This window comes from Bifidobacterium thermophilum, assembly GCF_037482445.1.
Lineage (GTDB): Bacteria > Actinomycetota > Actinomycetes > Actinomycetales > Bifidobacteriaceae > Bifidobacterium > Bifidobacterium thermophilum_B.
Genome location: NZ_JBBHLY010000012.1, coordinates 47222 through 70593 on the forward strand (window position 1 = coordinate 47222; position 23372 = coordinate 70593).

General features: G+C 60.0%; 22 protein-coding genes and 5 tRNA genes. 23 read left to right on the forward strand and 4 right to left on the reverse strand.

Translation table 11 applies throughout. The features are described from left to right. The first annotated feature begins 207 nt into the window (after window positions 1–207). Window positions 208–1290 carry a heat-inducible transcriptional repressor HrcA gene (hrcA, locus tag WD012_RS07205; RefSeq protein ID WP_339563084.1) on the forward strand — a complete coding sequence of 361 codons (1083 nt, stop codon included), beginning with the start codon at window positions 208–210 and terminating at the stop codon, window positions 1288–1290. A 49-nt stretch (window positions 1291–1339) separates the two neighbouring features. Further along, the gene (gene dnaJ / locus WD012_RS07210; RefSeq protein ID WP_339563085.1) at window positions 1340–2485 is read left to right on the forward strand and encodes a molecular chaperone DnaJ; all 1146 of its coding nucleotides are present in this window, start codon (window positions 1340–1342) and stop codon (window positions 2483–2485) included. Window positions 2486–2584: 99 nt separating this feature from the next. Here the strand turns inward: dnaJ and WD012_RS07215 are convergent, their stop codons facing one another. Continuing rightward, on the reverse strand, window positions 2585–3376 hold the full coding sequence (locus WD012_RS07215; RefSeq protein ID WP_339563086.1) for a fructosamine kinase family protein: 792 nt from the start codon (window positions 3374–3376) through the stop codon (window positions 2585–2587). Window positions 3377–3582: 206 nt separating this feature from the next. Here WD012_RS07215 and WD012_RS07220 point away from each other — a divergent pair, with 206 nt between their 5' ends. Both WD012_RS07220 and WD012_RS07225 read left to right on the forward strand, forming a co-directional pair. Beyond that, complete coding sequence (locus tag WD012_RS07220) at window positions 3583–4503, forward strand: undecaprenyl-diphosphate phosphatase (RefSeq protein WP_339563087.1); 921 nt, start codon at window positions 3583–3585, stop codon at window positions 4501–4503. Between the two features lie 147 nt (window positions 4504–4650). Continuing rightward, complete coding sequence (locus tag WD012_RS07225; protein WP_339563088.1) at window positions 4651–5178, forward strand: DNA-deoxyinosine glycosylase; 528 nt, start codon at window positions 4651–4653, stop codon at window positions 5176–5178. Window positions 5179–5277: 99 nt separating this feature from the next. Here WD012_RS07225 and WD012_RS07230 read toward each other — a convergent pair. Together WD012_RS07230 and WD012_RS07235 are read right to left on the reverse strand one after the other, a co-directional pair. After that, window positions 5278–5350: transfer RNA gene (locus WD012_RS07230), tRNA-Gly, on the reverse strand. 116 nt (window positions 5351–5466) lie between these two features. Continuing rightward, window positions 5467–6297: a PAC2 family protein gene (locus WD012_RS07235; protein WP_339563089.1), complete on the reverse strand. Its 831-nt coding sequence runs from the start codon at window positions 6295–6297 to the stop codon at window positions 5467–5469. 210 nt (window positions 6298–6507) lie between these two features. Between WD012_RS07235 and WD012_RS07240 the strand changes: the two genes are divergently transcribed. The 19 genes from WD012_RS07240 (at window position 6508) to WD012_RS07330 (ending at window position 22315) form a co-directional block, all read left to right on the forward strand. Continuing rightward, window positions 6508–6580: transfer RNA gene (locus WD012_RS07240), tRNA-Gly, on the forward strand. A 28-nt stretch (window positions 6581–6608) separates the two neighbouring features. Further along, window positions 6609–6679 (forward strand) — tRNA-Cys (locus WD012_RS07245). Between the two features lie 42 nt (window positions 6680–6721). Next, window positions 6722–6793 (forward strand) — tRNA-Val (locus WD012_RS07250). Between the two features lie 34 nt (window positions 6794–6827). Then, a tRNA-Val gene (locus tag WD012_RS07255) sits at window positions 6828–6900 on the forward strand. A gap of 308 nt (window positions 6901–7208) precedes the next feature. Beyond that, the gene (thrS, locus tag WD012_RS07260) at window positions 7209–9242 is read left to right on the forward strand and encodes a threonine--tRNA ligase (protein ID WP_339563090.1); all 2034 of its coding nucleotides are present in this window, start codon (window positions 7209–7211) and stop codon (window positions 9240–9242) included. A 99-nt stretch (window positions 9243–9341) separates the two neighbouring features. After that, window positions 9342–10019, forward strand: a complete 678-nt coding sequence (locus tag WD012_RS07265; RefSeq protein WP_339563091.1) for a CDP-alcohol phosphatidyltransferase family protein — start codon at window positions 9342–9344, stop codon at window positions 10017–10019. Window positions 10020–10027: 8 nt separating this feature from the next. Further along, the gene (locus WD012_RS07270; RefSeq protein ID WP_339563092.1) at window positions 10028–11053 is read left to right on the forward strand and encodes a phosphatidylinositol mannoside acyltransferase; all 1026 of its coding nucleotides are present in this window, start codon (window positions 10028–10030) and stop codon (window positions 11051–11053) included. 68 nt (window positions 11054–11121) lie between these two features. Further along, window positions 11122–12327, forward strand: coding sequence for a glycosyltransferase family 4 protein (locus WD012_RS07275; RefSeq protein ID WP_339563237.1), 1206 nt, complete (start codon window positions 11122–11124; stop codon window positions 12325–12327). Window positions 12328–12378: 51 nt separating this feature from the next. After that, window positions 12379–13137 (forward strand): YebC/PmpR family DNA-binding transcriptional regulator, encoded by a 759-nt coding sequence (locus WD012_RS07280; RefSeq protein WP_339563093.1) that lies wholly within the window; start codon window positions 12379–12381, stop codon window positions 13135–13137. A 4-nt stretch (window positions 13138–13141) separates the two neighbouring features. Then, window positions 13142–13723 (forward strand): crossover junction endodeoxyribonuclease RuvC, encoded by a 582-nt coding sequence (ruvC, locus tag WD012_RS07285; protein ID WP_339563094.1) that lies wholly within the window; start codon window positions 13142–13144, stop codon window positions 13721–13723. Window positions 13724–13774: 51 nt separating this feature from the next. Continuing rightward, the gene (gene ruvA, locus WD012_RS07290; protein ID WP_339563095.1) at window positions 13775–14395 is read left to right on the forward strand and encodes a Holliday junction branch migration protein RuvA; all 621 of its coding nucleotides are present in this window, start codon (window positions 13775–13777) and stop codon (window positions 14393–14395) included. Window positions 14396–14447: 52 nt separating this feature from the next. Continuing rightward, window positions 14448–15494, forward strand: a complete 1047-nt coding sequence (ruvB, locus tag WD012_RS07295; protein WP_339563238.1) for a Holliday junction branch migration DNA helicase RuvB — start codon at window positions 14448–14450, stop codon at window positions 15492–15494. Between the two features lie 42 nt (window positions 15495–15536). Further along, window positions 15537–15989: a preprotein translocase subunit YajC gene (locus WD012_RS07300; RefSeq protein WP_339563096.1), complete on the forward strand. Its 453-nt coding sequence runs from the start codon at window positions 15537–15539 to the stop codon at window positions 15987–15989. A 69-nt stretch (window positions 15990–16058) separates the two neighbouring features. Further along, window positions 16059–16637, forward strand: coding sequence for an adenine phosphoribosyltransferase (locus WD012_RS07305; protein WP_339563097.1), 579 nt, complete (start codon window positions 16059–16061; stop codon window positions 16635–16637). Window positions 16638–16659: 22 nt separating this feature from the next. Then, complete coding sequence (sucC, locus tag WD012_RS07310) at window positions 16660–17868, forward strand: ADP-forming succinate--CoA ligase subunit beta (RefSeq protein WP_339563098.1); 1209 nt, start codon at window positions 16660–16662, stop codon at window positions 17866–17868. Further along, entirely contained in the window at window positions 17865–18788 is a 924-nt protein-coding gene (gene sucD / locus WD012_RS07315) for a succinate--CoA ligase subunit alpha (RefSeq protein WP_339563099.1), read from the forward strand. Before sucC ends, sucD begins: the two co-directional genes overlap by 4 nt. Continuing rightward, complete coding sequence (locus WD012_RS07320; protein ID WP_339563100.1) at window positions 18785–20149, forward strand: cell division protein PerM; 1365 nt, start codon at window positions 18785–18787, stop codon at window positions 20147–20149. The genes sucD and WD012_RS07320 overlap by 4 nt, the downstream gene beginning before the upstream one ends. After that, on the forward strand, window positions 20127–21755 hold the full coding sequence (gene purH / locus WD012_RS07325; RefSeq protein ID WP_339563101.1) for a bifunctional phosphoribosylaminoimidazolecarboxamide formyltransferase/IMP cyclohydrolase: 1629 nt from the start codon (window positions 20127–20129) through the stop codon (window positions 21753–21755). Before WD012_RS07320 ends, purH begins: the two co-directional genes overlap by 23 nt. Before the next feature lie 272 nt (window positions 21756–22027). Beyond that, a complete protein-coding gene (locus WD012_RS07330; protein ID WP_339563102.1) occupies window positions 22028–22315 on the forward strand; it encodes a DUF3017 domain-containing protein in 288 nt (95 codons plus the stop codon). On the opposite strand, the gene WD012_RS07335 is transcribed toward WD012_RS07330, so the two are convergent. Further along, window positions 22259–23248, reverse strand: a complete 990-nt coding sequence (locus WD012_RS07335) for an MIP/aquaporin family protein (protein WP_339563103.1) — start codon at window positions 23246–23248, stop codon at window positions 22259–22261. The genes WD012_RS07330 and WD012_RS07335 overlap by 57 nt on opposite strands. Window positions 23249–23372: the final 124 nt, after the last annotated feature.

The following is a 23372-nucleotide window of genomic DNA, read 5'->3' on the forward strand; positions in this document are numbered from 1 at the left end:
TGTGCCATTGGTGATGCAAATGAACATGCAATATGTTCGGTTTTCCCTATTGATGAACCTATTAGCACTCGCCCGGCAAGAGTGCTAAGACATTAGATATTGCATCTGGGCATATTCCCCGCGGCTGGACGCCGTGGACGTATGCCCGTGGTAAGTATTGTAAGACCTGCCCCTGTGCCAGGGGCGATACACCAAGGAGGCGCGCATATGACGCAATCCCGTCGCATGCTGGTTCTGCGCGCCGTGATCGAGGATTACATCCGTTCGCAGGAGCCTGTTGGTTCCACATCGCTGACACGCAACCATCATCTCGGCGTGAGCTCCGCCACCATTCGCAATGACATGGCCGCTTTGGAGGACGAGGGGTATCTGGTCCAGCCCCACACCTCAGCGGGAAGGATCCCGACCGAGAAGGGGTATCGTTATTTCGTGGACCGGTTGGCGACCGTTGTGCCGTTGTCTCCCGCCCAACGCAGGGGGATCAGCAATTTCCTTGCAGGCTCGGTCAGCCTCGAGGATACGCTGCAGCGGGCGGCCCGCCTGTTGGCTCGCATCACCGGGCAGGTCGCCGTTGTCGCTTCGCCGGCACTGTCCAAGTCGACGTTGAGGCATATCGAAATCGTGCCCGTCTCCGTCAACAAGCTTCTGGCGGTTATCATCACCGATACAGGCAGAGTCGCACAACATACGTTGGAGGCGCGGCAACTGCCTGATAGCAAGCAGCTCACAACGTTCTGCGAAACGGTCAACGCCCGTTGCGCCGGCAAGTCATTGGCCTCGGCGGCGGCGACAATCCTCACGCTTGCCAACAGCCCGGAACATGGCGTCATGGCGACGCTGGCCGCCGCGTTGTCACGCGCGCTGACCAGCATGGCCGATGACGAGCAGGCCACGGACCTGTATATGGCCGGCACCTCGAAGCTCGCCCATCAGCATTCCGGCACGGAGATGGCGCCATTGCTCGATGCGCTCGAGGAACAGGTGGTCATCATGAGACTCATGAACTCGCTGAGTGAGGAGGTCACGGAAAACGGTGTCGGCGTCGCCATCGGTTCGGAAACGCATACGCCGGAACTCATGCATGCCTCCGTGGTCACCAGCGGGTATGGGCATATCCATGCCAAGGCGTCGGATGGTCCTGACGGTGCGCAGACAGGCAAGCCTGTTGCGTTCGTCGGTTCTATCGGCCCCACGCACATGGATTATGTCACGACTATGGCTGCTGTCCGGGCGGTGGCAAGATACCTCACCAATATCATCGGCGAGGACGAAGCCAACGCCGTCGGCTGACATAGGCGTGTGACACAATACTTCCAGAACACAACCAAAGGAACAACCAGTGGCAGACTACTACGAGGTCCTGGGCGTGGAACGCACGGCCAGCGAAGAGGAAATCAAAAAGGCCTATCGCAAGATGAGCCGTAAGTACCATCCCGACATCGCCGGACCTGAATTCGAGGACAAGTTCAAGGAAGTCAATAGCGCCTATGAGGTGCTGTCGAATCCTGACAAGCGCAGGATGTACGACCAGGGTGTCGACCCCAATGATCCCTCCAGCGGGTTCGGTGCCGGTGCGGGCGGCTTCGATATGGGTGATGTCGGTGACATCTTCGGCCAGTTCTTCAGCAGCGCGTTCGGTGCCGGCTCGTCCCAAGGGCCGACCCCCCGCACACAACCTGGCCGCGATGCGCTGGCGAGAACGACGATCGACCTGAAGACCGCTGTATTCGGAGGCGTCGCCCACGTAAAGATCAACACCTTCGGCCTATGCCAGGAATGCAGCGGGTCCGGGGCGTCGAAAGGTTCCGAACCGGTGACCTGCCCTGAATGCCACGGCCAGGGATATCGGCAGAAAGTCATCCGTACCATGCTCGGCCAGATGATGACTTCCGCACCGTGCGAGCGTTGCGAAGGCCATGGCACGATTATCGAGAATCCATGCCCGCAGTGCATGGGGCATGGCCGGGTACGTACGACGCGTGATGTCGGGGTCACCGTGCCGGCTGGCGTGCATGATGAGACCAGGCTCCGTCTGCCGCATCAGGGCGAGGTCGGCGAAGGCGGAGGCGCTGCCGGCGACTTGTATGTCGACATCCGCATCAAACCGGACAAACAGTTCACGCGCGACGGCGATGACCTGCATTGCTGGGTGCAGATCCCCATGAGCTGGGCTGTGCTCGGCCACGGCCTTGACATCGACACGTTCGATGGTTCCCAGCATCTTGACATTCCGCAAGGATGCCAACCCGAGCAGACAGTCACGCTCAAGGGACTCGGCTCGACCAAGCTCGGCGATTCGACGAGAGGCGATCTCATCATCCATGTGAATGTCGTCATTCCTACCAAGCTCAAGGATGACGAACGTAGGCTCATCGAGCAATTCGCCGAGAAGCATGACGGTGAAGACCAACAGGTTTCCCAGAGCTGCAAGCCGTTAAGCGGCAAGAAGGGGTTCTTCAGCAAACTCAAGGACGCACTGAGCTGATTCAGACGATTGCAGGCACAACGCCGTCTCGTCGTTCCTGCTCCTTTCGGGGGAGCGGACGACGGGGCGGCGTCTGTAGTTATTATGGGTCCGGTGCCGTTATTTCAGCAGCGACCGGCACATCGACCGGTATTCGCTGACGTACCCGCCGCCGAAGAACACACAGTGTCCGGCGATGGGGTAGAGCTGCCAGATGGTGACGCGATCCTCCCACCCTGACTTGAGCGGATGCACCCGCTGATAGCCGTCGATGATCTCGCGCAGATACGACATGCCGAACAGATTGAGCATGGCGAGATCCTCCTCGCGGTGCCCGCCGTGTGCCGCTGGGTCGATGAGCACCGCCTCCACGTCACCGCTGTCGCGCGTCCACATGACATTGCCGCTCCACAGATCGCCATGGACGCGTGCGGGCTTGTCCTCGCCCGCACGGCCAAGCAGATCTGGCAGCCGGTCGATGACCCGATCGGTCAAGGCAAGGTCGTCTTCGCTGAGTTCCCCACGTTGGATACCCAATTCGACCATCGGACGCAATCTGCCTTCGGCGAGGTAGGTGACCGGGTCGGTCCATTCGCCGGTGTCCATCTTCACAGGGTCCTGGAGCGGCCCGAAGTAACACGTTCCCGTATATCCTTCTGGCGCCGAACCGAAATACGGTGCTCCGGCATCATGCATGTGGGCGAGCGCCGCGCCGAAATCGTATGCGGCTTTCGGCGTGGGGGAGCAGCCTTCGACACGTTCGATATCCAGATAGCCGTCACCCCAGTCGTAGACGTCGACGACGCGCGGGCCGCCCTGGGCGTGTGCCGCTCCAAGCCATTGCAGCCCGCGGCCTTCGCACTCGAAGAACCCTGCGGGCGCGAACATCCTGCTTTTACGATATTTCGCCATATGGCACCTCCTGTTGTATACCTCTAGTGTATGCTCCGTGTCGCGTGGCGCCTTGGCATCGTCTTGGCGTAGTGTGCCATCCTTGCGATGAAAAGCGAAACAGGAGTGTGCAATATTCCTGTCTATGGATAAAGTGGTCACGTCATCTGCTGAATGCCTACACGGATGAACAACCAGATCAACGATTAGTAGTGATAAGAGGGATCATGAATTTCTTCCAAGCGATTATCCTCGGCTTGGTGCAGGCGCTTACCGAGTATCTGCCGGTATCATCAAGCGCCCATATCCGCATCATTGGCGAATTGATGCTCCATACGGATCCGGGTGCGGCGTTCACCGCAATCATCCAGCTGGGCACCGAGCTCGCGGTGCTGTTGTATTTCCGTCGTGATATCGCGCGCATTCTGTCCCACTGGTTCCGTTGCCTGTTCACCCGTCCGGTGACGGGGGACTGGAAGGAGCGGTTCGGCACGCGGGATAGGGACGCCGCTGAAGGCTGGTACATCATCATCGGCACCATTCCGATTGTCGTAGCCGGCCTGCTGTTCCAGGATGCCATCGAGACCACGTTGCGCAACCTGTGGATCACCGTGACGGTGTTGATCGTCTTCGGCATCCTGTTGTGGGTCATCGATGCCAGGGCGCCGCAGAAGAAGACGATTCGCGAGATGAACTGGAAAGAGGCGCTGATCTTCGGTCTCGGACAGATGCTTGCGCTCATCCCGGGCGTGTCGCGTTCCGGCGGCACCATCACCTTCGGCCGGGCTATGGGGTACACCCGCGAAGCCGCGGTGCGTGTGAGCTTCCTTATGGCCATCCCGGCGGTATTCGGCGCGGGAATCCTCGAAACCGTGAAATCTGTCGGTTCCGCGGCGGCCGATCCGACGTTCCCGGGTTGGGGCGCGACCATCGCAGCGACCATCGTGAGCTTCGTGGTCGGCTATATCGTCATCATCGGCTTCCTGAAGTTCGTGTCGACGTTCTCGTACCGCGCGTTCGCCATCTACCGCATCGTCATCGCCGTCGTCGTGGCGATTCTGCTGATTGCCGGTGCGTTGCAGCCGATGGAACAGGCCACCAAGACGGCCGCTGTCGAGATGGTCAACACCGTGGCCGCGATGTTCTGACCGGTTACCTGCGATATTGCCGCCGTCGCTGGCGGCGATGGGGCGCCATGCGTGTGGATTCGTGGCAATTCACGCGCTGGCGCCTTTGTGTATTCGGCAGGTGCATCTGGCCGCTGTCTGTTATGTACTGGAGTATCATGCCCTTACATGACGGAACATGTGGTTCATGGCTTCGGTCCGGTCTGGGACGATGCTTCGCGGGTATTGGTCCTTGGCAGTATGCCGAGCCCGAAATCGCGCGAGCAGGGGTTTTACTATATGCATCCGCGGAACAGGTTCTGGCCTATGATGGCGGCTGTGTTCCATGACGACCCCGGGGTGAGCCCGAGGCAGCGGGCGGCCTTCGTGCTGAGACATCATGTCGCGCTGTGGGATGTGCTTGCATCGTGCGACATATCTGGCGCGAGCGACGGCAGCATCCACAATCCCGAACTCAACGATATCGAGATGATGCTGCGCGGGGCGCCGATACGGCTGGTGCTCGCCACGGGGAGCAAAGCCGGGCAGCTGTACGCCAGGCTCATCGAACCGGGGCTCAGGCGCCGTGGCATCGATGTGGAGATGATGACGCTGGCATCCACGAGTCCTGCAAACGCGGCCAAGTCATTGGATGATCCGGTGTCGATCTACCGCGCCGCATTCGCCCGTGCCGGGGTGCTCGGGGAGGGGGACTGATTGGGGTTTCATACGTGGCAACGGATGCTCTCGTTGGTTGTGGTGAGACGATCCGGCAGTCGATAACAAAAATCCCGGGCACTGTGCCCGGGATAGCGGAGCGGACAACGGGACTCGAACCCGCGCTCTCGACCTTGGCAAGGTCGCGCTTTACCAACTAAGCTATGTCCGCATGTATTGCAAGCCGATGAGCTCGCTTGGAACACAGGACACTATAGCGGTATGCTGTAGAAGGTGCAACTCTCACGGCGAGTTGCTTGGAATCGCAAGGGATTGCCGGCGTGTCGCCTATGATTCCATCCGCTTGAGGAAGGCTTCGGCCTCCCTGACCAGCTGTTCGGCCTGGGGGGCCCCAAGCGATGCGACGGTCCTCGCACGCTGGGCCAGATCGTATTCGTGCTCGAGATGCGCGATATACGACGACAGGCTGTCATCGCAGGCGGCGAGGGTGGTCGCCTTGGTCTTCCAGGCATCGGCCTTGTTCTGCAGGTCTTTCGTATCGAGCTGTACGCCGAGGGTGGTGGACAATCCATGGACCAGTTGGAGGGTCCCCTGGGCGCACGTGTCTGAATTCATGTATTTGGGAATGGAAACCCATATCGAGGTTGTGGCCATGCCGGCCTTGCATGCCATATGGTCGAGAACCGTGGTGATGCCGATAGGCCCGTTATACTCCCGGTCGAGTTCGCACGTACAGGTCGCGCTGGAGATGTCGACCGGCAATGGCCGGGTATGCGGGCATGATGCGTACATGGATCCCAGGGTGACAAAATGGGAGACGCCGAATTCCCGGGCGATCTGAAGGGTCTCCTTGCAATAGTCCTTCCAGTGGTAATTGGGCTCGGGGGCGATTTGCGCCAGGACGCACAGTTCCGGGGACACTTGGATCTCGTAGAACGAAGTATGCGGCCAGACGATGCGCGCATGCCCCGTGACGTGGCACAGCATCGGGCGCGCGCTCTGGTAGTCGTAATAGCCATCGGAGTTGATCTCCCGCACCAGCCTGGATTCATAATGGCTGATGAGGTAATGGATGACCTCACTGGCGGCCTGGCTGGCGTCGTTCCAGCCTTCGTAGGCTGAAACCATGAACTTCTCGTGCATCAGTTCTGCAGTCATAGCCTCTAATGTAACCGGTTGTCGCGCTCCGCGTCGGGGCTTAAGCCGGCGGTGGAATCCACTCAGCCCTTGGAAATACTATGTTTTCAAGCTGTTCTCTATCTGATGGGCGAAAAGCGACACGCCGAAGAGGATGCTCGATTTTGCAAATCACAAGGATGTCGTTATAGTAATTACTCGTTGCTTCAAGCACGGCAACGTGGTTGAAACGCGGACATAGCTTAGTTGGTAAAGCGCGACCTTGCCAAGGTCGAGAGCGCGGGTTCGAGTCCCGTTGTCCGCTCTAAGGTCCGATGAGTTGACGACCTTACGGTGGGTTAGCCAAGCGGTTAGGCAGCGGCCTGCAAAGCCGTATAGACGAGTTCGACTCTCGTACCCACCTCTGGCGAGGAAGGCGCAAGTCTTCCGAACCAAGACACAACCTGGGCGGTTGGCGCAGAGGTAGCGCACTTCCCTGACACGGAAGGGGTCACAAGTTCGAATCTTGTATCGCCCACGAGTCCGGAGGAATCCGGCTTTCTTCACCAATCGGGTGATTGGCGCAGCGGCTAGCGCACTTCCTTCACACGGAAGGGGTCGCAGGTTCGATTCCTGCATCACCCACGTCAACATCAACGTCACGCTCAGCGTGGCGTTTTTTGTTTTTCAAGCAGTTCCGCTGCGATTGTGGTGATTCCTAGGGCTAACGACTACTGCAGCACGCGTCCGATGCCGGCGGTCTTCAGTGTGCGCAAGCCTTCTACCGACGCTGAAGGGTGTCTCAGTATCGGCAGAAGCGGAATACGGATGTCTGGACACGCTCAGGCGGAGACCGGAGCGCAATGTCGCGTCCCGCATTTACCGTAAACGTGGTAACACACAGTCCAGGCCTGCACCTTAGTACCGCGGGCCCCGATAGCAAAGGACACCTCATGGCAGAACAAACCATCTCCATCACACTCAACGGCGAATCGAAGGAGGTGGAAGCAAGCCAGACCGGCGTCGAACTGTTCGGCGATAACAAGGACATCATCGCCGTGCGTCTCAACGGCGAACCTCGCGATCTGTACACCCAGCTGCACGACGGTGACACGGTGGAGCCGATCGCCCTCGATTCCGAGGACGGTCTTGCGATCATGCGTCACTCCGCTACCCATGTCATGGCCCAGGCTGTCCAGGAAATCCGTCCGGATGCCAAGCTTGGCATCGGCCCGGTCATCAAGGACGGCTTCTACTACGATTTCGACGTGAAGGAACCGTTCACGCCTGAGGACCTCAAGGAAATCGAAAAGCGCATGCAGCGCATCATCAAGTCGTCCCAGTCCTTCCGCCGCCGCGTGGTCAGCGAGGACGAAGCCCGCGCCGAAGAGGCGGAACAGCCATACAAGCTCGAGCTGATCGGCGCGAAGGAGGCCGAGATCGACGAGGCGGCCTCCACGGAGGTTTCCGGCAAGGGCGAGCTGACGATGTACGACAACATCGACCGTGACGGCACCGTGGTCTGGAAGGACCTGTGCCGCGGGCCGCATCTGCCGAACACCCGCTATATCAAGGCGTTCAAGCTGGAACGCACCGCCGCCGCATATTGGCGTGGCGATGAGAAGAACCCGATGCTCCAGCGCATCTACGGCACCGCATGGGCGAGCAAGGACGACCTCAAGGCCTATATGTCCCGTATGGAGGAGGCCGCCAAACGCGACCACCGCAAACTCGGCCAGGAAATGGACCTGTTCTCTTTCCCGGAGGAAATCGGCCCCGGTCTTGCGGTGTTCCACCCCAAGGGGGCGGCGGTCATCAACGCGATGGAGGACTATTCCCGCGAAATGCACCGCAAGGCCCATTACAGCTTCGTGCAGACCCCGCATATCACCAAGGGCGGTCTGTACGAGACGTCCGGGCACCTGCACTGGTACAAGGACAACATGTACCCGCCGATGCGTGTCGACGAGGAGCGCGATGCGGACGGCAACATCACCAAGCAGGGCTTCGACTACTATCTCAAGCCGATGAACTGCCCGATGCACAACCTGATCTTCAAGTCGCGCCAGCGTTCCTACCGCGAGCTGCCGTTACGGCTGTTCGAGTTCGGCACGGTGTACCGCTATGAGAAGTCCGGCGTGGTGCACGGCCTGACCCGTGTGCGCGGCCTGACCCAGGACGATTCGCATATCTACTGCACACGCGAGCAGATGAAGCCCGAACTTCGCCGTCTGCTCACCTTCGTGCTCAAGGTGCTCAAGGACTTCGGCCTGAACGACTTCTATCTGGAGCTGTCCACCAAGGATCCCCACAAGTTCGTCGGCTCCGACGAGATCTGGGAGGAGGCGACCAATACGCTCGCCGAGGTCGCCAAGGAGTCCGGTCTTGAACTCGTCGACGATCCCGCCGGCGCCGCGTTCTACGGCCCGAAGATCTCCGTCCAGGCGCGCGACGCCATCGGCCGCACCTGGCAGGTGTCCACCATCCAGCTCGACTTCAACCTGCCTGAGCGTTTCGGCCTTGAGTACATCGCGGCAGATGGCACCCACCAGCGCCCGGTGATGATTCACCGTGCCCTGTTCGGCTCCATCGAGCGGTTCTTCGCCATCCTGCTCGAGCATTACGCGGGCGCGTTCCCGGTCTGGCTCGCTCCGGTCCAGGTGACCGGCATCCCGGTGGCCGACGAGTTCGCCCCGCATCTGCAGGCGTTCATCGACGATCTCGAGGAGAACCTCGTGCGTTGCGAAATAGACAACTCTGACGACCGGTTCGGCAAGAAGATCCGCAACGCGTCCAAGTCGAAGGTCCCGTTCACCCTGATCGCCGGCGAGGAGGACGTCAAGAAGAACGCCGTCAGCTTCAGGTTCCGCGACGGCAGCCAGCTCAACGGTGTTCCAGTCGAACAGGCCAAGGCATGGATTCTCGAAGTCATCAGGAAGCGTGTCCAGGTGAACAACGCCGAGGATTTCGCCACTGCCACGAAGTGACCAGATTGGCATCCCATTGAATGCGTTCGGGCGGTGCCGGTCATCCGGTGCCGCCCGAACTGCCTGCCGGGCTATTCGACAAGAAAGGTACTGAAGACAATGCTTGAACATTGCCGGGGACTGTGGAAGAAACTGACTGAGCCCATCGCGCGTGTATGTGTGAACCTGCACATGAGTGCCAACGGCATCACCATTACCGGGTCGGTCCTGTCCATAGCGTTGTCCATTGCGATCGGCATCACAGGCTGGATTATTCCGCTTGTGTTTTTCCTGGCCATCGTTGTGCTGTTCGATTCCCTTGACGGTTCCGTTGCCATGCTGACCACGGGAGGAACCAAATTCGGCGCGTTCCTCGACTCTACACTCGACAGGATCGCCGATTGGGCGGTGCTCATCGGATGCATCCTGATTTTCTATCTGCACAACGACTGGTGGTTCCAGGGCGGTACTTCGGGCGAGGATGTCATCTCGCATGTCGGTATCAGCTGTGCGCTGGTTTCCATCATGACCTCGTTCGTCACCTCATATGCCCGCGCCCGCGCGGAATCCGTGGGATATGAGGCGAAGAACGGCATTGCGACACGGGCTGACCGGCTCTTCATCATCCTGGTCGGCATGTTCGTGACCGGACTGACCCGGAACGGGCTGTGGCTCGCCATCGCGATGGTGCTGCTTGCGGTACTCGGTCTTATTACCGTGTTCCAAAGGATTTTCGAGGTTCGACGCCAAATGAAAGCCGATGAGCACGATTTGGGCACAGCCTCGGCAGGGAAGTAATCCCGGTTATGCTTGACAGGATCCTCGTCTTCATCGCCAGGCATGCCGGTATTCTGCCTGAACGACTGGTCAGAGGTGTATTCCTGTTTGCGGCTGATATCGCATGGTTGCTGCATGCCGGCGGAGTCAAGCAGCTGGAACGCAATCTGGCGCACGTATTGGGCATCAGCAGCTATCGTGGCCATAGGAGTCCGAAGCTCGCTCTTGAGGAGAGGCGACGCCTGCGGCATGTTTCGCATCAGGCGATGCGATCGTACTTCACGTATTTCTCCGAAGCCATGACGGTCGGCGGCAGAAGCGACGAGTGCCTGACTGCACGCGTACGCGGGGAAGGCCCCGGTTGTGAGCGGATCATTGAAACCACGCGTGTGCAGGATGGTTCTGCGCCGATCGCCATGGGGCATCAGGGCAACTGGGATTACGCCGGGTATTGGGCGCATCATGATGTCGCCCCGGTGACCACGGTCGCGGAGCGTCTGGGCAACAAGGAGCTGCTGGACACTTTCGTCGATATCAGAAGGTCTCTTGGCATCTCGATTCTGCTCACCGGACAGCATGGCCTGGTCGCGCGTCTGGAGGATGCACTGGGCGAGCCCCACGTACTGGTGCCGTTGCTCGCCGATCGCGATCTGAGCCGTCACGGCGAATTCGTCCACGCCTTCGGTTCGATGATCCGTGTCGCGCGGGGGCCGGCGACACTTGCCTATGACACGGGCCTGCCGCTGTATGTCGTGAACATGTACAGGGAACGGCTTCACGGTGAACGGCGGAAAAAGGCCGGGACTGCGTATGGGTATGTCTGCCGGGTCAGCGCACCGATTGATATCTCTCGATTCGCCGGTCTTCCCCGCGAGCAGGCGATTCATGATATCAGCCAGGCATGGGTTGATGTGTGGGCGAGCGGTATAGCCGAGCATCCGCAGGACTGGCACATGCTCCAACCGATTTTCATCGAGGATCTCGACCTGTCACGGCTCAAGGACGTCCCCGACGAGGTCCTCAAGATGATCAAGCAGCGCAAACGAGGCATGTAAGCCTTCGCCGGAAAGCCCGAGACGGTGTAGGCTATGACTATTGTCTTGTTGACGGAAGAAAGGACATGATGTCGAACGCAGATCGTCGCGATGAGGCAGACTGTGGAGCGCAGTGCCAGCCGGATCCGTTGCACGGCCGGAAGTTGCGTGTCGGTATCATCTCGCCGTATTCGTTCGAGACTCCGGGCGGTGTGCAGTTCCATATCCGTGACTTCGCGAAGGAACTGATCGCCCGGGGCCATGAGGTCGAGGTCCTCGCGCCCGGACGACGGACCAACGATATGCCGTTGTGGGTGCAGACGGTCGGTACCTCCTTTGCGATTCCCTACAACGGTTCGGTGTCGCGGCTGAGCTATTTCGGGTTTGTCGGGGCCCAGGTACGTCGCTGGGTCCGGCAGGGGCATTTTGATATTGTGCATCTTCATGAGCCTGAGACGCCTTCCCTGAGTCATAAACCGCTGACCATGGTGCATCATCCTCCGCTCATCGGGACTTTCCATGCCGCGTTCGACGTATACCCGTTCGCGTTGCGCTTCTTCCATGGTTATCTCAACCGTTATCTGCGACCACTGTCCCACGCCATATGCGTCAGCGATGCCGCACGCGAAATTGCACAACGGTATTTGCCCGGGAATGTGCCGGTGTCGGTCATACCCAACGGTATCGAGGCGGATCAGTTCGCTCATGCGACACCCGTTCCCGCTTGGCAGGGGGATGATGACAGCCCCACAATCGGGTTCCTTGGAAGGATGGGGGAGGAGCGGAAAGGATTTGCGGTATTCTGCCGTGCAGCGGCGAGGATTCTTGACCGGTATCCGCAAGCTCGGTTCCTGTGTGCCGGCGACGGTGAGCGCGAAGGCAGGTCGATCGTCAATGCGGTCGATCCATCGGGGCGTCTTATGGATCATATGGAATTCCTTGGCAGAATCAGCGATGAAGACAAGGCTCGATTCTACAGGTCGCTCAGCGTCTATATCGCTCCCCAGACCGGTGGCGAAAGCTTCGGTATCGTGCTCGCCGAAGCCATGGCGGCGGGGTGCGCGGTCGTGGCTTCGGATTTGCCGGCATTCGCAGCTGTTGCGGATGCCGGTCGTGCGGCTGCGTTGTTCGGTAACGGTGACGACCGTGATTGTGCTTCCGTGGTGTGTTCGTTGATAGCAGATGGTGGGGCGCGCGCGTCGTTGGGCGAGGCGGGACGAAACCGCGCACAGCAATATGACTGGAGCAGCGTGGTGGACCGGGTTCTCGGCGTGTACGCGGCGGTCTTGTCTTGAAAGCGCTTTACAATCGGTTTGTTTATCGTACCCGTATCTGCTAGGAGCATTATGTCAGGGCATTCCAAGTGGGCGACCACCAAGCATAAGAAGGCCGCCATTGACGCCAAGCGCGGCAAGCTGTTCGCGAAGCTGATCAAGAACATCGAGATCGCAGCCCGTCTGGGCGGCGGCGACCCCGACGGTAACCCGACGCTGTATGATGCGATCGTCAAGGCCAAGAAGGCGTCCATGCCTGCCGACAACATCAAGCGCGCTGTAAAGCGCGGTTCCGGTGAGGAAGACGGCGCAGCCAACTATGAGGACATCGTGTATGAGGGCTATGCGCCGGCCGGCGTTGGCCTCATCATCGAGTGCTTGACCGATAACCGCAACCGTGCGGCGGCGGAAGTGCGTTCCACACTTACCAAGGGCAATGGCTCCCTCGCCACCTCGGGTGCCGTGAGCTTCAACTTCGAGCGCAAGGGCCAGATCGAGGTGCCGTCCGAAGGCCTGGATTACGACAAGCTCTTCGAGATCGCGGCCGAAGCCGGCGCCGAGGACGTGTCCGATGACGGTGACGTGTTCAGCGTCATCACCGCGCCAGGCGATCTGGTCACTGTCCGTAAGGGTCTTCAGGATGCCGGTATCGATTACGATTCCGCCGATCTGGTCATGATCCCCAAGAACGAGGTCGAGCTCAGCCTCGATGATGCGCGCAAGGTGTCCAAGCTGATCGACAACCTGGATGACCTTGACGATGTGCAGAACATCTACAGCAATTGGACCGCATCTGATGAGGTCATGGCCCAGTTGGAGGAAGAGGAGTGATCTGTTGATCATTCTTGGCGTCGACCCTGGTCTGACTCGATGCGGGGTCGGCGTGGTGGAAGCCGGCGCGTCACGCCGGCTTTCTTTTATCCACGTCGATGTCATCCGCACCAGCCCGGATACCTCGCAGGATCTGCGACTCCTGGCGATATATAACGGTCTTGTCGACAAACTCGAACGGTTCATCCCCGATACGGTGTCCATCGAGCGGGTGTTCGCCCAGGCGAATCGCAATACCGTACTGGGGACCGCCCAGGCCGCGGGCATGGCGATGCTGGCGGCGGCACAGCATGGCATACCCGTTGCGTTGCATACGCCGACCGAGGTCAAGCTCGCGATCACCGGAAACGGCAAGGCCGACAAACTCCAGGTGGAGCGAATGGTCATGCGGATACTGAACCTGTCTGAGATGCCGAAACCGCCGGATGCGGCGGATGCTTTGGCACAGGCGATGTGCCACGCGCTCCGCCCTGCCGGGGCGTTGCAGGGAGGCGAGCGCGAGCAGCACTTGACCGCCGCGCAGCGGCAATGGGCGATGGCCGCGCAGCAGGCCAAGCGTCGGCGCAGCGTCGACCGTGGCATGTAAACTTATCGAACAGATGTTCGATTCTACTTGCGTCTTGACGAAGGAGGCATCATGATTGCCATGCTGAACGGGCAGGTCGAGTCCGTCGACCAATCAGGAGCCATTCTTGATGTCAATGGTGTCGGTTTCGACGTGCGTATGCCCCAGACCGATCTGTCATCGCTGCATGCCGGGCAGCATGCCACGGTGCATACGTCGATGGCTGTCACCCAGGACGCGATCACCCTGTATGGATTCCTTTCCTCCACAGAGAAGAAGATGTTTCTGCAGTTGCAGAAAGTCAGCGGTATCGGGCCGAAGGTCGCCTTGTCCCTCTTGTCCACCCTTCCTCCTGACCGTCTTGCGCGGGCGGTTGCGGACGGGGATGCCGCGGCATTGTCCAAGGCTCCCGGACTGGGCAGGAAAGGCGCCCAGAAAATCATTCTCGAATTGAAGGGGTCGCTCGATCTTGCGCAAGTCGAAGGTCCGTCAACGGCCGCCATCACGGCAGTTGTTGATATGGGCTCGCAGCAGGTGATCGAAGGCCTGATGTCACTGGGCTGGCGGCAGCAGGATGCGCGTGATGCCGTGGAGCGCGCCTGCCGTGATCACGGTATCGATACACCGCTTGTACAGCAGGACGTGCCGAGGGTGCTCAAGCTTGCGTTGACCGAGTTGGATAGGGGAAGGTGACATGAAGACGGGGAACGACAACGTACACGACGGCGGGAATGACGGCGTCGCTATGGTCAGCAATGACGGTGCCACAGAGGCGTCGCTGCGGATGGTCTCCTCGCAGCCGTTGGACAATGAGCCGGTGAGCGACGAGGAGCTTCGCCCGCATGTCCTTGACGGGTTCATCGGCCAGCCGCGGCTCAAAGCCCAGCTGCAGCTGTTCCTTGACGCCGCGCGCAAGCGTGAAGTGCCCCCTGACCATATCCTGCTCGCCGGTCCTCCCGGCTTGGGGAAGACGACGCTTGCCATGATTGTGGCCAATGAGCTGGGTGTCCCCATCCGTGTGACTTCCGGCCCGGCAATCCAGCACGCGGGAGATCTGGCTTCGATCCTCAGTTCGTTGGATGCCGGCGAAGTGCTGTTCATCGATGAAATCCACCGGCTGCCCCGGCCCGCGGAAGAACTCCTGTATATCGCGATGGAGGACTTCCGCGTCGATGTCATGGTCGGCAAAGGGCCTGGTGCCTCCTCGATCCCGCTCACATTGCCCAGGTTCACGGTGATCGGCGCCACGACCAGGGAAGGCATGCTTCCTTCGCCGTTGAGGGCTCGGTTCGGTTTTACCGCGCATCTCGACTTCTACCCCCATGAGGAACTCGAGAAGCTGATCGAACGCTCAGCGTCCGTGCTGGGCGTGTCCCTCGGACAGGGGGCGGCGCATCAGCTGTCGTTGCGTTCACGCGGCACGCCTCGCATCGCGAATCGTCTGCTGCGTCGTGTACGCGATTGGGCGATCGTCCACGATCTGGATGTCGTCGACGTCGATGCCGTTCGTGAAGCCCTGGCGCTGTACCAGATAGATTCAGAGGGACTTGACAGACTGGATATCGCCGTGCTCAAGGCGATCTGCCTGAACTTCGCGGGCGGCCCGGTGGGTCTGAACAACCTGTCCGCCATGGTCGGGGAGGAATCCGAGACCGTGGAAACGGTGTGCGAGCCGTACCTTGTTCGTGAGGGGTTTCTGGTTCGAACACCGAAGGGCCGTGTGGCGACAGCGAAGGCGTGGACGCATCTGGGTCTCGAACCACAGGAGCATGATGTCAACAAGCTATTCTAAAATACATACTTTGGATAGCCCGCAGCACATGTCAGGAGCCTCATGAATCAGAATCTCGATCCGAATCTCATTATGATCCTTGTCCTTGTCCTGTTCATCGTCATGATGTGGATGAGCTCGCGGCGTATGAAGAAACAGCAGAAGCAGCAGCAAGAGGAGCTTCGCGAATCCCTCGTGCCCGGCACTTTGGTCGTGCTTGCCGGCGGCATCATCGGGACCATCGTCTCGGTGGACAAGAAATACGAGGAAGTCGTCGTTGATTCCGAAGGCAGCCGAATCCGCGTCAAACTGCAGTCTGTGCGCGGCAAGTATGTTCGTCCGGCGTTCATCGACGACGATGACGTGCAGCAGGCGACCGATGAACAGCCGGCGGATCCGGAAAGCGATGGCGATGCCGAAACGGTGGATGCGCAGGGCCAGGAGGAGCCGAAGACCGTGGAATCGTCTCTCGCGATCGCAGAAGACGGCGAGTCAGGGGACGACAAGACCAAGTAACGTGCCCAACGCCGCTAGTCTGCGGCCGAATGAGACAACGCCGATAATCAGAAAGATCAGGTTATTGCTATGGCATCCGATATCCATATCAGGCAGCTTGAACGGGTAGGCCACGATCGAGCGGAATTCATGACCTCGCTGTTCCGATCCGTCAAGGGGTTCCCGAAGGAAGGCATCAATTTCCGTGATTTCATGCCTGTGCTCGAAAATGCAGAAGGCTTGCAGATCATGCTTGAAGGCCTTGAAAAAGCCCTGCCGGTCCCAGCCAGCGAGTTCGATTCGGTCGCGGGTCTGGAAGCGCGAGGCTTCCTGTTCGGGCCGGCACTTGCGGCCCGACTCGGGAAAGGCTTCATCGCCGTGCGCAAGGCAGGCAAACTTCCCCCGAAGGTCATCGGCGAGGATTACACGCTGGAATACGGCAAGGCCCGCGTCGAAGTCGAGTCCGATGCCGTCAGCGAAGGTGAGCGTGTGCTGATTGTCGACGACCTCATCGCGACCGGTGGAACAGCGAAGGCCGCGGCCGACCTGATTCGCAAGTGCGGGGGAGTGGTCGCGGGCTTCAGTTTCGTCATGCAACTCGAAGGGCTCAACGGAATCGAGGAGCTTGGCGGCTACCCTGCCAGCACCTTGGTCTCGATGCCCGCGTAACGACTCGTGAGGGAAGACGGTCATGGATCTTTATGAATATCAGGCAAGGCAATTGCTCGACGAGCAGGGCATCGCGACCCCGAACGGGATTTTCGCGCGCAATATCGATGAGGTCGCCCAGGCCGCGGATACCATAGGGTATCCGTGCGTGATCAAGGCGCAGGTCAAGATCGGGCATCGCGGGCAGGCAGGCGGCGTGAAGCTCGCACATTCACGGGACGAAGCGGTTGCCGCGGCCCAAGACATTCTCCCGATGGTCATCCACGGCCATAAGGTCCGTGGCGTTCTCGTCGCGGAAGCCAAGAACATCATCCACGAATACTATGTCTCGATTTCCGTGGACCGGTCTTCGCGGGATTTCGACGTCCTCGCCACCGCCAACGGCGGGACGGAGGTCGAAGAGATCGCCAAGGCACATCCGGAGTCGGTCAAACGCCTGCACATCAACGCACTGGACACCTTCGACCTCGATGCGGCGACCGAGATGGCGAAGAATATCGGGTTCTACCATGCCGATGTCGACCAGGCCGCCCGCATTCTGCTGAATATGTGGCAATGCTTCAAATCCAATGACGCGACGCTCGTCGAGATCAACCCGTTGGCCAAGATCGGCGATCCCGAAGACGAGTCGAGCAAATCCCTGTGTGCTTTGGATGCGAAAATATCGTTGGACGACAATGCCGCGTTCAGGCATGATGGCTGGAAACGTTTCTCCGGTGCCTCGCAACTTGACCCGTATGAGCAGCGTGCCAAGGAACTCGGCCTGCACTATGTGCATCTCAAGGGGCAGGTCGGTGTCATAGGCAACGGGGCAGGACTGGTCATGAGCTCGCTCGACGCGGTGTCAGGCGCTGGCGAAGAGCAAGGGACCGGCATCAAGCCGGCGAACTTCCTTGACATCGGCGGCGGCGCTTCCGCGGAAGTGATGCGCAACAGCCTTGAGATCGTGTTGTCCGACCCCCAGGTCAAATCGGTGTTCGTCAACGTATACGGCGGCATCACCTCATGCGAACAGGTCGCTGCCGGTATCCTCGGCGCCTTGCAAGCCATCGAGACGGTCAAGCCGATCATCGTCCGGTTCGATGGGAACGCCGCCGAAGAAGGCTTGGCCATGCTGTCCGATGCGCATGATCCCCATCTCCATGTGTACGCCACGATGGAGGAGGCTGCGCAACAAGCGGCACACATCGCGGCCATCGCCGATGCATCACCGAAGGAGGCCAACAAATGACGTTGTTCGTAGAAGACGGCGCGCCGGTCATCGTTCAGGGCATGACCGGGCACCAGGGAATGACCCATACGGCTCGTATGCTGCGTGCCGGTACGAATATCGTCGGCGGCGTCAATCCCCGTAAAGCCGGCACTTCGGTGACCTTCACCAAAGCCCGGAACGGCGAAGACGCGGTCATCCCGGTATACGCCACGTGCGCTGAAGCCTCCAAGACGACCGGAGCCCGCGCCAGCGTCATCTTCGTCCCGCCGCGCTTTGCCAAAGACGCGGTCGTCGAGGCGATCCAAGCGGGAATCACCACCATCGTCGTGATCACGGAAGGCATTCCTGTTGCAGATTCCGCCTATTTCGTCGAACTTGCGTTGCGCAAGGGCGTACGAATCATCGGGCCGAACTGCCCGGGACTGATTACGCTGCCATCGTCGGCTGATACCCGTGGCGTGAATATGGGCATCATCCCGGATGGCATCGTCAACCGTGGTCCGCTGGGCCTGGTATCCAAATCCGGCACACTCACCTACCAGCTCATGGGCGAGCTTTCCGATATCGGTTTCACCGCATGCGTCGGTGTCGGCGGCGATCCCATCGTCGGCACCACCCTGCAGGAAGCGCTTGAGGTCTTCGAAGCCGATGACGCGACGAAGGGCGTCGTCATGATCGGTGAAATCGGCGGAAGCGCGGAACAGGACGCGGCCCGGTGGGCGAGCCAGCATATGACCAAACCGGTGGTGGCATATATCGCCGGTTTCACCGCCCCGGAAGGCAAGCAGATGGGACATGCCGGTGCAATCGTCTCCGGAGGCAAGGGTACTGCGCAAGACAAGAAGATCGCACTTGAATCCGTGGGCATCCCGGTAGGCAGGACCCCGCGCCAGACCGCGGATCTCATGCGTAAGGCCTTGCAATCAGTATCCGCATGAACCAGCGTGTCGCCTCATTGTTCAAGGGGGTCGTCTTCGCGGCGGCCTCCATGGCTTTGTACGCGTTATCCGTGTGGCTCGTCATCACGCTGCTGCTGCTTGTGATATCCATGGAAGAAGGCGCCACGAACCTCACCGGGTACGCGGTGCCTCTTGCCCAGGCCATGGTGCTGCTTTCCCAAGGAGTGGGATTCAAAGCCGGGGCGATCAGCCTGACCATCATCCCGCTGGGACTCACCGCCCTGTTGATATGGCTCCTTGCCAGCATCGCCCGCAAGAGAAAGCTCTCAGCGGGAGCGTATGTCGGCGGGCTGATGGCCTGGGTTGCGATGAACGCCGCATTCACATACGGGGTATCAGTGGGCTTGCTTGATGGCGTCGGCGTGGTCATGCTGAAAACGGGTCTGGTGTTCACCGTCGCATTCGTTCTTGGGACTGTCCCAGGCGGGCAAGCGTGGCATACGGTGGGCGAGTTCGTTAATCGCCACATGACACCCGAACTGCGTCGTGTGTGGACCCTCGGCGTCGCCTTGGGCGGAACGTTGCTCGCCGTGTATCTTGTTGCAGCGTTCATCGACCTCATCGTCTGGACAATCTACGGGTATGATGCCGTCCAGCGTGTTTTCGAGCTCGATGCCATGGGTACCGGCTCACGTATCCTCACATCGATATGCACATTGGCATGGCTGCCCAATCTGTGCCTGTGGTCGCTGTCATGGATGTTCGGGGCGGGCTTCAAGATCGGTGATGTCGCCCATTTCACGCTATGGTCCGACCAATCCAACGGCTTACCGGGTTTGCCGGTATTCGGTATTTTCCCGCGGGCGATCGGCAATGACGGGCTGCGTACGGTGTTGGTATCGTTGCCGCTCATCGTTTCCATGGTATGCGCGGCGGCGTTTATGCTGTTGCCCTCGGGCTTCGCCATCCGAGCGCCGCATGCCGGGGATGACCGTGCGACCATGGTGCGCAAGGCGATAGGATTCGTCTACCCGCTTGGCGCTTTCTGCATCGCCGGTGTCTTGGTGTCGCTGGGCTCGTCATGCATGTTTGCGCTGTCCAACGGGTCGCTGGGCGCGCATCGCTTGGCGCATGTCGGCGTGGACGTCGTCGCGTCGACGAGGGCGGTTGGCCAGCCGACGATGACCGGCCTGTTCGCGGTATGGGCTGCGATTATCGTACTCGATGCCGCCATTTATGGATTACGCTTGGGGTGGATGCGGTTGCGTCCGTCCAAGAATTCCCGTGAACCATCCGAACAGGATGACGGGAACAGGGGGGACGTGCAATCCACGCCCCGTGTCGTGAACTCGACACCGATCATCAAGGAGGAACAGGATGACAACAAACCGGCCGATTAAACGCGCCCTGGTGTCAGTATTCCACAAAGAGGGCATTGAAGTACTGGCGAAAGCGTTCGTAGCCGCAGGCACGGAAGTGGTTTCCACGGGCTCTACTGCCAAGCGTCTGGCTGAGCTGGGGGTACCGGTCATCGAAGTCAGCGAAGTGACGGGATTCCCGGAAAGCCTTGACGGTCGTGTCAAGACCCTGGATCCCCATATTCACGCGGGCATTCTCGCGGACATGACCAACCCGGACCATGTGGACCAGCTCAAGACCCTCGGCATCAAGCCTTTCGACCTGGTGGTCGTCAACCTGTATCCGTTTGCCGACACGGTGCGCTCCGGCGCCAATGAGGCAGATACCATCGAGAAGATCGATATCGGCGGACCCTCCATGGTGCGTGCCGCCGCGAAGAACAGCGCCACCGTCGCCATCATCACTGACCCGAACGACTATGCCTTGGTGGCCAAGCGTGTCGAAAACGGTACAGGGTTCAGCCTCGAGGAGCGCCGATGGCTCGCAGCCAAGGCGTTCGCGCACACCGCCGCCTACGATGCGACCATCAACGAGTGGACCTCCAAGCATTGGCCCAAGCCGCAGAGCATCGAACAAGACGGACCTGACGCCGAGGAATTGCCGCATGAGGACACGTTGTTCCCTGCTGCATACACACGTACATGGGACCGTGCGCACATCCTGCGCTACGGCGAGAACCCCCATCAGAGCGCGGCGCTCTACCTCGACCCCCTGAACCAGACCGGCTTCGCCCATGCCGAGCAACTGGGCGGCAAGCCGATGAGCTATAACAACTATGTCGACGCCGATGCCGCATGGCGTGCGGTGTGGGATTTCGCCCCGGCTATCGCCGTTGCGGTGGTCAAGCATAACAATCCTTGCGGGCTCGCGCTCGGGGCTACTGTAGCGCAAGCGCATCAGAAGGCCCACGCCTGCGACCCCATGAGTGCATATGGCGGCGTGATCGCTGCCAACACCACGGTCACGCTCGAGATGGCCCAGAATGTCCGTCCTATCTTCACCGAAGTCATCGTGGCTCCGGATTATGAGCCTGAGGCGCTTGAACTGCTGCAGACCAAGAAGAAGAACCTGCGTATCCTCAAGGTCGCCGAGCCTCCGCGCACCAAGCAGCAGTACCGGCAGATCGATGGCGGCCTCCTGGTGCAGACCATGGACCTCATCGATGCGCCGGGGGACACGCCCGACGCATGGAAGCTCGTTTCCGGCGACCCCGCCGACGAGGATACACTTCGTGATCTCGAATTCGCCTGGCGTGCCATCCGTTGTGTCAAGTCCAACGCCATTCTGCTCGCGCATGACCAGGCAACGGTCGGTATCGGCATGGGTCAGGTCAACCGTGTCGATTCCTGCCATTTGGCCGTGGAACGGGCCAATACGCTGGCCGATGGCGCTGATCGCGCCCATGGTGCGGTCGCGGCGTCCGATGCTTTCTTCCCGTTCGCAGACGGTGCCGAGTATCTCATTAACGCCGGCGTCAAGGCCATCGTCCAGCCTGGTGGTTCGATCCGCGATGAGGAAGTATTTGAGGCGGCCCGCAAGGCAGGCGTGACCATGTATGTCACGGGCACGCGCCACTTCTTCCACTGATATCGGCTGACGGTCAGCTGACAGGGGGAGAGGAGCCCTACATGGTTCCTTATCCAGGATGCTGAAAAGCGACGAGTCGAAAGCCTGGGGCGATATTCCGATCATTCGTGACCGGAATACCGCCCCAGACGCATATATGCCCGGCTTGGTCGAGAACGATATGCCAGAATGCAGTTCATGCCGCGCAGGTTCCGGGGCGATACAGGACAATGCCGGCGTGTACAGTGAATCACACGGTACACTCATCGTTCTTCGAGGAAGGAATATCCATCGTGGCACATGATCATCCGTATGTTTCCGAGGCTCGCGAAGGCAAGCCGGTTTGCGAGTGGACTGTCGCCATCCTGGTGTGCGCCAGCGGTATCCTTGCCGGGCTCGGATATACAACGGCCGCCACGACTGTTCTGGTCGTGACGGCCGTTATCCTGGGATTGGTTCGTCTCATCCTGCGCGAACGCAGCCCATGGAAGGTGCGTTCCACGATATTCGACGCATTGATGTGCCTATGCCTCGGTCTCGGGCTGTCCGCCCTCGCCTTGAGCATCCACTTCATGGTCTGAATCGGCGATGCCGTCAGCGGGGATGTCCTGCCCGTCCTCGTCCTGCTGGGCGTCATCCGCGGCGGTATTTTCCGCATCGGTCTCGCCGGGTAGTGCCTGTGCGGACTGCTGGGCTTCTGCTGCTGCGCGCCGGGCCGCCGCTTGGTCGTTGATGAGCTGGGCTCCGATCATCACCATGGCGACGATCGCGCCAGCCAGAATCGGGCAGATCCAGAACACCCAAAGCTGCTGGAGCGGGTTGACCGACAGGCCGGCATTACGGGCGAACAATGCAATACCGGTGGACCGGGCTGGATTCATTCCGGCACCGGTCACCGGATACGTCACGGCCGCGCCCAAACCATATGCCAGACCCATCGCTGTAGCGCGTGACGCGGCATTCGCGTCATTATGCGACGTTGCCATGGCCGCGGCGATGACAAGGACGCTCGCGATGATTTCGACGACGACTGCAAGCGTGATATCGAACGAGGCGTTGACACTGCTGAGCATGGAAGCCGAGACCGAGCCGTCGCCAAATCCATTCACCGCGTCCGTCAGCCAGATTTTCTTGGTCAGCGTCTCAGTCGTTGGAAGAATGCCGATTACCAGCGCCCCCGCGACGATGCCGCCAAGGACCTGGGCGATGATATACAGTATGCCGTCCAGCGGCTTCGTGTGCCCGACCAGCATGGAAGCGAGCGTAATAGCGGGATTGAATTGCCCTCCCGACACCTTGGCGAAGATGAAGGTGGCGGCTGCATACGCTGCACCTGTGGCGAGCGCTATGAATGCCATATTGATCCCGAACAGTGCCGAACCGAACGTACTGAAGGCGTAAATCGCGAAAATCACGATGAAGCTTCCCGCCAACTCCGCGCCCACGCGGATGGCGAGCGGCTGGCCTGTGCTTGCGGGCTTGCTCTGGGCAGCCTGCGATCCCGTATCAGTCATTGATGATTCTTTCTCTAGATGGGATGACGGAATGTGATGTCGATCGAGGACATGCCTGTTTCCGTCGGACAGCTGTCATTCTACCAGCATGGCGCGGTGTCCCCGGTATTGCGGTACAATATCC

What these genes read in the sequence shown, in the direction of transcription:
- hrcA (WP_339563084.1), top strand. Translation starts at nt 208, where the DNA reads ATGACGCAATCCCGTCGCATGCTGGTTCTGCGCGCCGTGATCGAGGAT.
- WD012_RS07215 (WP_339563086.1), bottom strand. Translation starts at nt 3,376, where the DNA reads ATGGCGAAATATCGTAAAAGCAGGATGTTCGCGCCCGCAGGGTTCTTC.
- WD012_RS07220 (WP_339563087.1), top strand. Translation starts at nt 3,583, where the DNA reads ATGAATTTCTTCCAAGCGATTATCCTCGGCTTGGTGCAGGCGCTTACC.
- WD012_RS07225 (WP_339563088.1), top strand. Translation starts at nt 4,651, where the DNA reads ATGACGGAACATGTGGTTCATGGCTTCGGTCCGGTCTGGGACGATGCT.
- WD012_RS07235 (WP_339563089.1), bottom strand. Translation starts at nt 6,297, where the DNA reads ATGACTGCAGAACTGATGCACGAGAAGTTCATGGTTTCAGCCTACGAA.
- thrS (WP_339563090.1), top strand. Translation starts at nt 7,209, where the DNA reads ATGGCAGAACAAACCATCTCCATCACACTCAACGGCGAATCGAAGGAG.
- WD012_RS07265 (WP_339563091.1), top strand. Translation starts at nt 9,342, where the DNA reads ATGCTTGAACATTGCCGGGGACTGTGGAAGAAACTGACTGAGCCCATC.
- WD012_RS07270 (WP_339563092.1), top strand. Translation starts at nt 10,028, where the DNA reads ATGCTTGACAGGATCCTCGTCTTCATCGCCAGGCATGCCGGTATTCTG.
- WD012_RS07275 (WP_339563237.1), top strand. Translation starts at nt 11,122, where the DNA reads ATGTCGAACGCAGATCGTCGCGATGAGGCAGACTGTGGAGCGCAGTGC.
- WD012_RS07280 (WP_339563093.1), top strand. Translation starts at nt 12,379, where the DNA reads ATGTCAGGGCATTCCAAGTGGGCGACCACCAAGCATAAGAAGGCCGCC.
- ruvA (WP_339563095.1), top strand. Translation starts at nt 13,775, where the DNA reads ATGATTGCCATGCTGAACGGGCAGGTCGAGTCCGTCGACCAATCAGGA.
- ruvB (WP_339563238.1), top strand. Translation starts at nt 14,448, where the DNA reads ATGGTCAGCAATGACGGTGCCACAGAGGCGTCGCTGCGGATGGTCTCC.
- WD012_RS07300 (WP_339563096.1), top strand. Translation starts at nt 15,537, where the DNA reads ATGAATCAGAATCTCGATCCGAATCTCATTATGATCCTTGTCCTTGTC.
- WD012_RS07305 (WP_339563097.1), top strand. Translation starts at nt 16,059, where the DNA reads ATGGCATCCGATATCCATATCAGGCAGCTTGAACGGGTAGGCCACGAT.
- sucC (WP_339563098.1), top strand. Translation starts at nt 16,660, where the DNA reads ATGGATCTTTATGAATATCAGGCAAGGCAATTGCTCGACGAGCAGGGC.
- sucD (WP_339563099.1), top strand. Translation starts at nt 17,865, where the DNA reads ATGACGTTGTTCGTAGAAGACGGCGCGCCGGTCATCGTTCAGGGCATG.
- WD012_RS07320 (WP_339563100.1), top strand. Translation starts at nt 18,785, where the DNA reads ATGAACCAGCGTGTCGCCTCATTGTTCAAGGGGGTCGTCTTCGCGGCG.
- purH (WP_339563101.1), top strand. Translation starts at nt 20,127, where the DNA reads ATGACAACAAACCGGCCGATTAAACGCGCCCTGGTGTCAGTATTCCAC.
- WD012_RS07335 (WP_339563103.1), bottom strand. Translation starts at nt 23,248, where the DNA reads ATGACTGATACGGGATCGCAGGCTGCCCAGAGCAAGCCCGCAAGCACA.